The 11,862-nt window shown below is 56.8% G+C and carries 7 protein-coding genes and 1 pseudogene; 3 read left to right on the top strand and 5 right to left on the bottom strand.

Translation table 11 applies throughout. From position 1 onward, the window contains the following. Positions 1 to 41: 41 nt before the first annotated feature. The 4 genes from MKZ35_RS22170 to MKZ35_RS22155 all read right to left on the bottom strand — a co-directional run bounded on the left by MKZ35_RS22170 (position 42) and on the right by MKZ35_RS22155 (position 6,765). A complete protein-coding gene (locus MKZ35_RS22170) occupies positions 42 to 875 on the bottom strand; it encodes a DUF4249 domain-containing protein (protein ID WP_482515394.1) in 834 nt (277 codons plus the stop codon). Positions 876 to 948: 73 nt separating this feature from the next. Continuing rightward, the gene (locus MKZ35_RS22165; protein ID WP_482515393.1) at positions 949 to 3,360 is read right to left on the bottom strand and encodes a TonB-dependent receptor; all 2,412 of its coding nucleotides are present in this window, start codon (positions 3,358 to 3,360) and stop codon (positions 949 to 951) included. Between the two features lie 118 nt (positions 3,361 to 3,478). Further along, complete coding sequence (locus MKZ35_RS22160) at positions 3,479 to 5,866, bottom strand: TonB-dependent receptor (RefSeq protein ID WP_482515392.1); 2,388 nt, start codon at positions 5,864 to 5,866, stop codon at positions 3,479 to 3,481. A gap of 209 nt (positions 5,867 to 6,075) precedes the next feature. Next, positions 6,076 to 6,765, bottom strand: a complete 690-nt coding sequence (locus tag MKZ35_RS22155; RefSeq protein ID WP_482515391.1) for an SIR2 family NAD-dependent protein deacylase — start codon at positions 6,763 to 6,765, stop codon at positions 6,076 to 6,078. A 439-nt stretch (positions 6,766 to 7,204) separates the two neighbouring features. Here MKZ35_RS22155 and MKZ35_RS22150 point away from each other — a divergent pair, with 439 nt between their 5' ends. From MKZ35_RS22150 to MKZ35_RS22140, 3 genes are all read left to right on the top strand, one after another. Continuing rightward, positions 7,205 to 7,564, top strand: a complete 360-nt coding sequence (locus MKZ35_RS22150) for a hypothetical protein (protein ID WP_482515390.1) — start codon at positions 7,205 to 7,207, stop codon at positions 7,562 to 7,564. Positions 7,565 to 7,591: 27 nt separating this feature from the next. Next, positions 7,592 to 8,086 carry a PAS domain-containing protein gene (locus tag MKZ35_RS22145; RefSeq protein ID WP_482515389.1) on the top strand — a complete coding sequence of 165 codons (495 nt, stop codon included), beginning with the start codon at positions 7,592 to 7,594 and terminating at the stop codon, positions 8,084 to 8,086. A 119-nt stretch (positions 8,087 to 8,205) separates the two neighbouring features. Then, a complete protein-coding gene (locus tag MKZ35_RS22140; RefSeq protein WP_482511431.1) occupies positions 8,206 to 9,270 on the top strand; it encodes an IS701 family transposase in 1,065 nt (354 codons plus the stop codon). A gap of 10 nt (positions 9,271 to 9,280) precedes the next feature. Here the strand turns inward: MKZ35_RS22140 and topA are convergent. Next, a pseudogene (gene topA / locus MKZ35_RS22135) lies at positions 9,281 to 11,744 on the bottom strand (type I DNA topoisomerase). Between the last annotated feature and the right edge of the window lie 118 nt (positions 11,745 to 11,862).

Raw genomic sequence — 11,862 nt, 5'->3', positions numbered from 1 at the left:
GATAGATTGGGGGGCAAATTTGACCAGATAATTATCCTAAGCTACTGAATTACAACCGAATCCTGACGCACGGTGTAGCCGGCGAAGTAGCCCACCGCCTGCCGGGCCGACCGTGCATTAACGTTGCGCACATTCGTGCGGACGTTGGCCGGCGGCGCGGCAAAAATACCCGTGTTATTAAGCTGCGTGACGATTTCATTCAGGAAAAAATAGTAGTCGCGGGGCAGCGAGTTCATCTCCACCCGGATGCTGTCACCGACCTCAAATGTTTCCTCCTCCGCCTGGTTGTTATTCAGCTCAAAAGCGCCGATGTAGCGGCCGTCCACCAACTCGTCGGAGCGCACGAACAAGTCGGAAGGGCGGTTGAGCAGCCGGCCGTTGCGGAACACTTTGAAGCGGTAGTAATCGCCGACGCCCGGCAGCTCGGGGCCATAGTAGAGCACGTAATAACCTTCCTCATCGAGGGTAGTAGCCGCCCGGAACTCGGCTCGCACACTGTCGATGGGCGGCGTGCGGCGGATTTCGGTTTCGGCCTGATATTCCTCGCCATCGGCCTGAATGGTAAGGGTATATTGGCCGCCAATCTTGCCCCGAAACGTGCTGGTGACGTAGGTACCAGGCTCCTGCTCGCGTAGGGTTTCGCGCTGGCCTTCGTTGTCAGTAAGCGTCAGAAATGCCCCCCGAACCGGCGGCAGCGGCTGCTCATCGAAGTAGGGTATGGTGGTGGTCAGCTTTACCACATACGGGCCGGTTTGGTCAGTTACGGCACCGTCTACTACCAGTAGGGGCTGGCCTTCGGGGATGGCGACGTCAATGACGTCTTCGCAGGCGCTGAGGGTGAGGACAGTGAGTAAAAGAAAGGCCGTGCGTTTCATAGGAGTTTGTTTTGGTGGTTGCCTCAACCCCTAACCCCTTCTCCCGAAGAGAAGGGGCTAGGGGTTGAGGCAGCTAAAAGCTAAAATTGTAAGTCACCGCCGGCACCACCGACCCGAACACGGCCAGCCGCACCGCTTCCGTCTGGCCAGGTCGGTCTTCATTTTGACGGAAGTAGATGCTGTATGGGTTGCGGCGGCCGTACACATTGTAGATCGAAAATACCCAGTTGCTTTCCCAGACTGGCGCCCAGCGCGGGCCGCGTCCTTTGCGGCCTTGTAGGGTGGCGGCCAGGTCGAGGCGGTGATAGGCGGGCACGCGGTAGTTGTTGCGCACGTTGCCATTCACGTTTGGGATGATGAGGCCCTGGTACTCGAAGCGCGAATCGGGGAAGGTGGCCGCGATGCCGGTGCTGTAATTGAAAGTGCCCGACAGGGTCCAGCGTGGGGCCAGCGCATAAATGCCCACCAGGGCCAGGTAGTGGGTTTTATCAAACTTATTCACGTACCACTCGCCGTTGTTGATGCCGTTGATTTTTCGCTCCGAGCGGCTCAGCGTGTAGCTCACCCAGCCCGTGAGTGGGCCCTCGTTTTTCTTCACATAAAACTCGGCTCCGTAGGCCCGGCCCCGGCCGTAGAGCAGGTCGGCTTCCAGGTATTCGTTAAGTAAGGTATTGGCCCCATCAATGTAGTCTACCTGATTGTCCATCGTCTTGCCGTACACTTCCACCGAGGCCTCGTAAGTGTTGCCCCGGAAATTGCGGAAGTAGCCCACCGCTATTTGGTCGGCACGTTCGGGCTTGACGTTGTTGGTGCTCGGTGTCCACACGTCCAGAGGTGAGGAGGCCGTCGTATTTGACACCAGATGAATGTACTGCACCATGCGATTGTAGCTGGCTTTCAGCGAGCTGGCTTCCGAAAGCGAGTAGCGTACCGAGGCCCGCGGCTCTAGGTTAGCGTAGCGCTTGATAACGTCGCCCGACTGGTATTCGCGCGGATTGACGGGCGTTTTCTGGCGGCCGTTTACGCCTTCGTAGTCATACACGGTGCCTGCGCCTAGCTGGTCGAAGGCAGTGACGCGCAGGCCGTATTGAGCCGAGAAGCTGGGCGAAAACGCGTGCTCGTGGTCCAGATACACGGCGTATTCGTTGGCCCGCTGCTGTTGCAAGTCGAGGGGTCGGAAGATGGAAGCCGGGTCGGTGGGCCGCACGGTGCCGGGCACGAAGTTGTAGCGAATGAGACCCGCGCCGAAGTTGACGGTGCTCTGGGGGGCAAATTGATAGTGGAAATCAGCTTTGCCGCTGTAGCTCACGATGCTGGATTTCCAGTCAAAGCCCTGCGCTCCCTCGGGCACGCCCAGGTTGTAGTCGTACTGGCTGGCGGTGCCCGTGAGGGTAGCAAAAAGGCGCGGACTGAACGTGTGCTGCCAGCCGGCAGTAGCGAAGCGGTTGCCGAAGTTATTTTCAAACTCCCGGCCGAAGTTGAACACGTCGCGCCCCAGGTAGCCCGACAAAAACAGCTGGTCTTTGCCCCCCAGCTGATAGTTGGCCTTGGCCGTGAGGTCGTAGAAGTAGGCCGTGTTGTCGCGCTGCTCGGGAATTAGCCTCAGAAATAAGTCGCCGTAGGAGCGCCGCCCGGCTACCACGAACGAAGCTTTATCCTTCACTAGCGGGCCTTCCACCGCCAGGCGCGAAGAGATGGAACCGATGCCGCCCGTAGCTCCAAAGCGCTGCGTGTTACCTTCTTTCAGCCGTACGTCCAGCAGCGAGGACAGCCGCCCACCATACCGGGCCGGAATGCCGCCCTTCACCAGCTTAAGGTCGCGCACGGCATCGGGATTGAACACCGAAAACAAGCCGAACAAGTGGGAGCTGTTATAAATCGGGGCCTCATCCAGCAGCACCAGATTCTGGTCAATGCCGCCGCCGCGCACGTTAAAGCCGGTCGCACCCTCGCCCACGGTGCTCACGCCCGGCAGCAGCAAGATGCTGCGCACCACGTCCACTTCGCCCAGCAAAGCTGGCACTAGCCGGATAGTTCGCATATCGAGCCGACTCACGCCCATCTCGGTGCTCTTCACGTTGTCGTCGGGCCGACTGCCGCGCACCACGACTTCGCCCGTTTGCACCCCCTGGGCGCGGAGCCGTACGGTGCGCGTGAAGTTGCCGGTCAGCGTCAGCGTCACCTGTTGCGGCGCGTAGCCGAGAGATGTGTAGGTCACGACGTGCGTGCCTTTGGGCAGTGGCAGTAAGTAAAAGCCCTTTTCGTCGGTGTTGGCCCCCACGGTCAGGGCCTGTACGACGATGGTAGCTCCCACCAACGCTTCGCCGTTTTCGTCGCGCAGGAAACCACTGAGTGTTATCTGCTCAACAGCCGGCGAAGCAGCTCGGACCGGCGCGGCCGGCTCTTGAGCAATTGCTGTGTTTGCCCATCCAGCGCTCAACAGCACCGCGCCCAAGCGTTGTAAGCGTAGAAAAAACGGCAACATGGCGGGGGAGGAGCTAGGAGGTAGAAGATAGGAGCCAGGAGCTGGGAGCTGTGAAATAAGAGGTGAAAGCCAAGAGTCTGAAGCTCTAATCCCAGCTCCCAGCTCCTGGCTCCTCATTTTAAAACGTCAGCCGATAAAACGGCACCGGTAGAAAGCCTTGCTGGTAAGCCGTACCAATCTGATTGGTGCGCGGGTTGTAAGCCTGCTGAAACACGTTCTCGTTGTTGCTCACATTCTGCAAATCCACTGCTATTTCGTGGGTCAGCCGCGCCCGGTTGATTTTGTAGCCCAGTTTCACGTCGGCTCGGAAATACTGGTCCTGCTGCTGGCTGAAAGCCCGGTCGTACTGGAAAACAGCGGTGCGGGCCTGACTGGACGCTTCGTAGTTGATGGGCGTAATGTAGCGCCCGCCGGTGGTGGCCGCTTTCAGACTAACAGTGAAAATGTTGCCCCGGCGTCCCACCCGGAATTCGCGGCCCACCAGAGCGTTAGCCACGTAGCGCGTGTTAAACGGCGTGTTGCGTTCCACTCCGTCGCTGCCCTCGTATTTGGAATCGAAAATAGAGCTGGTGAGCAGGAGATAGTAGCCCTGAGCGAAGGCCCGCTCCAGGGTCAGCTCCACGCCGTAGTTGCGGCCGGTGCCTTCGTTTACGAGGTTGCCTTTGTTGGTGGGTGCGAAGTCCGCCCCTTCCGTCAGGCCGGAAAAGTAGCTGGGCGTACGCTCCACGGGCGCGTCAAACAGGCGTTGGTAGTAGCCTTCGGCCCGCAGGCGCAGGTTGTCGGTAAGCTGGCGGTCGTAGGCCAGTACGAAATGGTGGCTGCGGGTAAAGCCTAAGTCTTTGTTCGTGAGCAAGTAAGAGCCATCAGCCTGCTGGCTTTGGTAGAAATAAGTGAGCAGGGGCGACAAGGTGCTGTGCAGACCATATGCCGCGCTGATAGTACTGCTGGGCGTGAGCTGGTACTGCAAGCCGGCCCGCGGCTCCACCACCGTGCTGCCGTTCAGCTCAAACCGCGAGGCGCTGACTCCGGCGTTGAGCGTGAGCTGATCGGTGAAGCGGTGTTTCCACTGCCCGTAGAGCTGCGTGAGGGCCGTATTGCCGTCGGCGTCGCGCTCGGTATAGGGGGTGGGGTATAGCTGCACACCGAGGTAATCGTAGCGCAGCAAGTCCACGATAACGCCGGCCGTCACGTTGTCGCGGGCGCTGAGCTTGTGGCTGACCATCAGGTTCGCCGACAGTTTCTCCTGCGTAAATTTGTTGCGCTCGGCCGGGATTTCGGCCTCTACGGTGCGCCCAGTGCGGTAGAGAATCGTGTCCGCGTCGAACTGCTGGGTGGTGCGCGAGGCCGAAAGCGTGAGCCGACCTACGGTGCGGTCGCTTAGGCGATGCTCGTAGCTAGCCGCCGCGATGCCTGTGCTGTATTTGGGCCGTGAGTTCAGGCTTTCGTCGCCGTATACGTCGGCCGTAGTCGAGTCCACGTCTTTGCCCAGAAACGTGATGTTGCTGCGCCCAGCCAGCGTCCAGGCGCTGAACGTACCGCGCGTGCCCACCGGAACATCGGTTTTGAACGTAAAATCCTGGTACTCCGGCGTGCCGGCAATGTTGTAGCCCACGGCCTTGAGCAAAGAGAAAATCGAGTAACGGTAATTAATCAGATAAGAGGCTTTGGACTTCTTGCTATACGGCCCTTCCGCGCCCACTTCAATACCATTGAAGCCCAGCTGGCCCAGAAACTCGCGCTTCTCGTCGTTACCCTTGCGTAGGCGCAAATCGAACACCGAGCCCAGCGCATTCGCGTACTCGGCCGGGAAAGCGCCGGTCAGAAAATCGGACTTGGCTAGCAGGTTATTGTTGAGCAAGCTCACCGGCCCACCCGTAGTGCCTTGCGAGCCGAAGTGGTTGGGGTTGGGAATGTTTACGCCTTCCAGCCGCCACAGCAGGGAGGCTGGCGAGTTGCCGCGCACTACGATGTCGTTGCGGGTGTCGTTGGTACTGTTCACGCCAGCGAAGTTCTGGGCCATGCGGGCCGGGTCGCCGAGGGCCCCGGCGTAGCGGTTGGCCTCAATGGGGGAGAAGGGCCGGGCCGAGACGGTAGCCATTTCGTTGTTGGGCACGGTGCGGTCTTCGCTGCGCCGATACGTTACCTGCACCTCGTTGAGCTTGGTCAGCCGCTCAGTCAGACTCAGGTTGAGCACCACTTCCTTGCCCGCCGTTACGGTTACTTCGTTGAGCAGCAGGTCTTCGTAGCCAATGCTGGTCACGCGCAATTTCACCCGGCCCACCGGCACACCCGGCAGCCGGAAGCGCCCATCGGCGTCGGTGCTGCCGCCCAAGGCTGGCTCCACGCCAAGTACTATCACCGTAGCCCCGATAATGGGCGCTTTGGCCGTCGCGTCGAGGATGGTGCCGCGCACGGTTTGGGTAGAGAGTGGGGTTTGAGCCTGCGCCGCTGGCCCGAAGGCAGCAACGATGCTCAGTAGTCGCAGAAAAAAGAAGCAGTATCGCATAGCCTTTGGCACTTAATGAATAAGCCAAAGGTGAAAAACAAAAAAGCCCCCCAGAACGCAAATTCGGGCGAAGCGTCGCCTGGCGAACCTGAAGCGTCCGCAACCCCGCCCGAACCGTTAGGTGTCGCGCCGCCACCTTGGAAAAAATGCCCCCCAAGCCGGCTGATACGGGACTTCCCGGTTATTTAGCTGAGAATGAATAAGAAACCTTACTGCGCCAGCAGTGCCTGCGCCACCCGCGGCACGCCGGTACTGGCCGGCTCGGTAATAAAATGCAGATTGGGGCGGGCCGTGAGCGGGGGCTGATGCGGGTCAATGATGTAGATGGGGCAACCTTGGGGGGCAAATTGGACTAGCCCCGCCGCCGGGTATACTTGCAAGGATGTACCCACAACCAGGAAAATATCGGCCGTGGCCGCTTCGTCCATCGCCAACTCCATCAGCGGCACCTGCTCGCCAAACCACACGATGTTAGGTCGCAGCTGGTGGCCTTTTTCGCACAGCTCGCCCAGCTCAATCCGGTCTGTGGTCATTGGGTACACCAGCTCCTCGTGGCGGGTGCTGCGCGACTGAAATAGTTGCCCATGCAAGTGAATAACCCGGCTACTGCCCGCGCGCTCGTGCAAATCGTCCACGTTTTGGGTTACAATGACCACCTCGTAGCTGTTTTCCAGGGCTACTAAGGCACGATGGCCAGCATTGGGTTGAGCCTGGCGGGCAGCGCTCCGGCGCTGATTATAGAAGTCGAGAACCAAGGCAGGGTTGCGGGCCCAGCCTTCGGGCGAGGCTACGTCCTCGATGCGGTGACCTTCCCAAAGGCCATCGGCACCGCGGAAGGTGGCCAAGCCGCTCTCGGCACTGATGCCAGCGCCGGTGAGCACTACTATCTTTTTCGACACGGGTAAAGCAGGGTTGTCGGGTGAAGGAATCGCACGTAAATACGAACAATCATCATAAAAAGGCCAGCCAGCCACCTTGTGATTAAATAGCCTTCTTCGGATTATTAATCAATAAGGCGAATGTGCTTTAGTTTATCTTTTTTATAAATATTTCAATAATAATGATTCTTAATACTGTGCATTTTGGTTCGTATGTAGTTAAGAGCCAGAAGTAAAGTGGTGCCCAAAATATTGGTAAGAGACGTTCTTAAGCTACTTCCTACTAGGGTCAATGTTTGAATTTGATTGTAGTTGAAATCAAACTGTGCGGTCAGGGGTTTGCACTTTGTATTAACTCCAATTTCTACTGCTCTGCACGCATCGGCTATCCTTTCAATCTCTATTCAGATTAAAATGGCATTAGTAAATTTGCTGCCCCTCCGATCTGCCTGCCTGCCTTATGATCGATCTTTTGTTTGATGTTAACCTGCAGCAGTTGCCCGACGAATACCTTAACGGCAACTGGCGGGTGGCCGATCGGGTGCTGAATCACAACGACCCTGGCTCCACTTTGGCCCAGGCTACCCACCTGCAATTGCAGCCTGGCCTGATGCATGTGCAAGCTCCCACACAGCAAGACAAGGGCCAATGGACAGTACAGCGTGATAGTTTGCTAAGCCGCCCTTATTTGCAGATACACTTAGCACGGGAAGAAACGCGGGCTTTGGTTACGCGCCTGCGCCGCTCCACCGATGGAGCCCAAAGTCAGCTTAGCCTTTATTTTCAGTCGGGCATGGAAATCGAGCTTGCCCGACCCTGATTTCGTTTTTTCGCTAGTTTCTCATTTATGACATCTGTTGATACCCAGTTTAACGCTCAGCAATTCCGCTTTCTAGCTGAGTTGATTCCTCAACTAGTCTGGATTACAGACCCTACCGGCTACCACACTTACTTCAACCAGCGCTGGATTGATTTTACAGGCTATAACGTGGAGCAAAGCCAGGGCAGCGAAATGTGGAATAACCTGCTGCACCCCAATGACCGCCAACGCGCCCGTGAGCGGTGGAATCGATCATTAGCCAGCGGCGAGTTTTACGAAATCGAATATCGTTTTCTCTCCAAAGACGGCTCGTACCGCTGGTTTTTGGGTCAGGCCTTGCCCCGCCGCGATGAGCAAGGCATAATCCAGCAATGGTTTGGTACCTGCACTGATATTCAGGAGCAAAAGCAACTTCAGCAACAGTTAGAGCGCTCGTACGCGGATTTAGAAATGAAGGTCACCTTTCGCAACTTAGAGTTGGAGCGTGAAGTACAAAGCCTCCGACAGCGTCTGGGTGAATAAAATCTTGTACCAATAAAAAGCCCCCCAGAGTAGTTCTGGAGGGCTTTTTTGTGTGCTTTGGATTGGTTACTTACTGCTGTTACGCAGTCAGAGTCGGCTTCTGCCCGTTTACTACGCTTATGACGACTTGCACGCTGGACTTGTACACGGATTATTTGTTGAGTTCGACGGGTCCGACAACGGCCACGGGCTTGTCGCGCCTGGTAGACGGGGCCTTGAGCCACGACCAGATCACGCGCTGGCTGAGCAGCACCGCGTGGGGCTCGGCCGCTATTTGGCGAGCGGCCAAGCCGCTGATTCGCCAGGCCGAAGCCCAGCGTGGAGCCGAGGAATTTGCGGTGCTTATCGTCGACGATTCGATTCTGGAAAAGGCCCATACCGCTGCCAACGAGCTGATTTGCACCCACTGGGACCACAGCCAGCAGCGCTACGTGAAGGGCTTGAATTTCGTCAGCCTGCTCTACCAGGCCGGCGAGTTGGCCCTGCCGCTGGCCGTCGAGCTGGTGCGCAAAACGGTCCCGGTCTACCATGCCAAGACCCAGCAAACCAGCTATCAAAGTGCCTTTACCAAGAACGAGTACCTGCAGCAGATGCTGCGCGTGGCCCAGCAACAAGTGGCTTACCGCTACCTGCTGGCCGATACTTGGTATGCCTCGGCCGAGAACATGAGCTTGGTGCGAGCCCTGGGCCACCATTTCGTCTTTGCCCTCGAATCCTCCCGCACCGTGGCCCTGAGCGAAGCGGCACGGGCGCAAGGCCAGTTTCAGGCCGTGCAAACGCTGGTGTTTCCCGATACGCAGCCCCTGCGGGTCTATTTGCGGGCCGTCCAAGAGGCGGTGCTGGTGAGCAGGCACGTCTTGACAAACCAAGACGGCAGCCAGGGCGTGTTATATCTGGTCAGCAGCGACACCGACTTGAACCAGGCCCAGTTGACTGCGATTTACCAGAGACGGTGGAAAGTGGAAGAATATCATAAATCGCTCAAACAGAATGCCTCCATGGGCAAATCGCCCACCAAAACCCTGACCACGCAGGCCAATCATTTCTTCGCGGCCGTGCTGGCCTACACCAAGCTCGAGATACTCAAACTCAAGTGTGGGATGGGCCATTTTCGCCTCAAAGCCCAGCTCTACGCCGTGGGCCTCAAAGCCATGTACCACCAACTTGGCCTACTCCGTGCGTAACATCAGTTACTTACTTAGCCTTAGCAGTTGCCTTCTTGGCGGGAGCAGCTTTCTTTGTTGTTGTGGCCTTTTTAGCCGCGGGCTTCTTCGCGGCGGGCTTTTTCTTAGGCGTAGCTGGCTCATCCGCTGTTTTCTCGGGCGTTTTCTTGGCGAAGCGGCCCCCTTTAGCGGGCTTGTCCGGTGTCAGCTCAGCCAGCTCTAGGCAGCGCTCCAGCGTGAGGTCCTGCGGCTCTTCGCCCTTCGGAATCTTCACGTTCTTCTTGCCCACCACTATGTAAGGACCGAAGCGACCATTGAGCACCTGCACATCCTCGCGCTCCGGAAAGTTTTTGATCAGACGCTCCGCATCCGATTTACGCTTGGCTTCGATGAGCTCAATGGCTTCCGAAGCCGTGATGATATGCGGGTCCTGCTCCTTGGTAAGCGAGTAAAACTTGCTGTCGTGGCGGATGTAAGGGCCAAAACGACCAAGAGAAGCCGTCATATCTTTCTCCTCAAACTGCCCCACGATGCGCGGCAGCTTGAACAAATCAAGCGCTTCTTCCAGGGTAATATTCTCAATGAACTGACCTTTGCGAAGGCTTGCGTACACGGCTTTCTCCTCCGACCCTTCTAGCGGCTCAATCTGCACATAAGGACCATAGCGACCCAGACGGGCCGTTAATTTCTGGCCAGTTTCAGGATGAATGCCAATCTCGCGGTTCGAGCCCAACGTGCTGCGCTCAATATCCTTACCTCGCTCAATGGTCTCGTGAAACGCGCCGTAGAAGTTAGAAAGCATATCACCCCACTTCTCCTGTCCATTGGCAATAAGGTCGAATTCACCCTCAACTTTGGCCGTAAACTGGTAGTCGATAATAATAGGAAAGTGCTCGACCAGAAAGTCATTGACCACCATGGCGGTGTCGGTCGGGAACATCTTGGCTTTCTCTGCCCCGAAAGTCTCGGTTTTTACCTCCGTTACTACCTGTTCGCCTTCCAGCGTAAGCACCCGAAACTTGCGCTCTTTGCCTTCGCGGGTATCTTTTTCTACGTAGCCGCGCTTCTGAATCGTGCTGATGGTAGGCGCGTAGGTCGAAGGACGGCCAATGCCCATTTCCTCCAATTTCTTCACTAGCGAGGCTTCCGTGTAGCGAGCGGGCGGCTGAGCATAGCGCTCCGTAGCACGCAGCAATTGTAAAGGCAGCTGCTGGCTTACCGTCAGGGGAGGCAAGCCACGAGAGAAGGAGGAATCACCGTCTTCTTCCTCGTCGTCCTTCGATTCGCTGTACACCTTCAGGAAACCCTCGAAGGTAATTACTTCACCAGTAGCCGTAAGCGTAGTGCCCGGCTGCGTGCTGATGCCGATAGTGGCCACGGTACGTTCTACCGTTGCGTCGGCCATCTGCGAGGCCAGTGCCCGCTTGCGAATTAGGTCGTAGAGGCGTTGCTCCTGGGAGTCAGAGCCTGCTTTTACCAAAGCAAAATCGGTTGGTCGGATAGCTTCGTGGGCTTCCTGAGCTGAGGCTGACTTGGTTTTAAACTGCCGCTTGTGCGCATATTCTTCACCATAAGCCCGGCTGATTTCAACCTGAGCCGCCGCCAGCGCATCCTGCGACAAGTTCACCGAGTCAGTACGCATGTAGCTGATCTTTCCAGCTTCGTACAGCTTCTGGGCCACACTCATCGTTTGGGCCACCGAGAAACCCAGCTTGCGGGATGCTTCCTGCTGAAGCGTAGAAGTAGTGAAAGGCGGCGCTGGTGAGCGTTTGCCCGGCTTCTTTTTCTAAGTTCTCAATCTGATAAATGGCCCCCACACAACGAGCCAGAAACTCCTGTGCTTCGGCTTCAGTCTTAAAGCGCGTTGGTAGCTCGGCCTCCAAAATTGCCCCCCGGCCCGCATCAAAGCGTGCCGTAACCCGGTAGGCGGAAGAGGTTTTGAACTGATTAATCTCCCGCTCCCGCTCGACAACCAGCCGCACTGCCACTGATTGTACCCGGCCGGCCGATAAGCCCGTTTTAACTTTTTTCCAGAGTACCGGCGATAGCTCAAAGCCAACCAAACGGTCGAGCACGCGGCGGGCCTGCTGGGCATTTACCAGGTTTAAGTCTATCTCCCGGGGGGATTCAATAGCGTTGAGAATAGCGTTTTTAGTAATCTCGCGGAATACGATACGACGCGTTTTGGCGTCGCTCAGATTCAGGGTCTCAGCAAGGTGCCAGCTAATGGCCTCACCCTCACGGTCATCGTCACTCGCTAACCAAACTATTTCCGCCTCTTTCGCCAGCTTCTTCAGCTGGGCAATTATCTCGCGCTTGTCGGCTGAAACCACATAGGTTGGCTTGAAGCCATTCGCAATATCAATAGCGTTATTATCCTTCGGTAAATCGCGTACATGGCCAAAGCTAGACTTGACAATAAAATCCTTACCCAAGTATCCTTCGATGGTCTTGGCTTTGGCCGGTGACTCAACTATGACTAAATTTTTGATCATATAAAGGGGATTGGCAACGAAATACAGGTGAGTATCAATTAGGAAACGACCTATGGGGGGCAAAAGTTGAATTTTGCCGCAAAGATGATGGAATAATCCGGCCAGTCACCTATACTAT

It is taken from the genome of Hymenobacter sp. R533113 (assembly GCF_056835965.1).
Note: the sequence above shows the minus strand (reverse complement) of the source record. Positions and strands in the feature narration are given on the sequence as shown.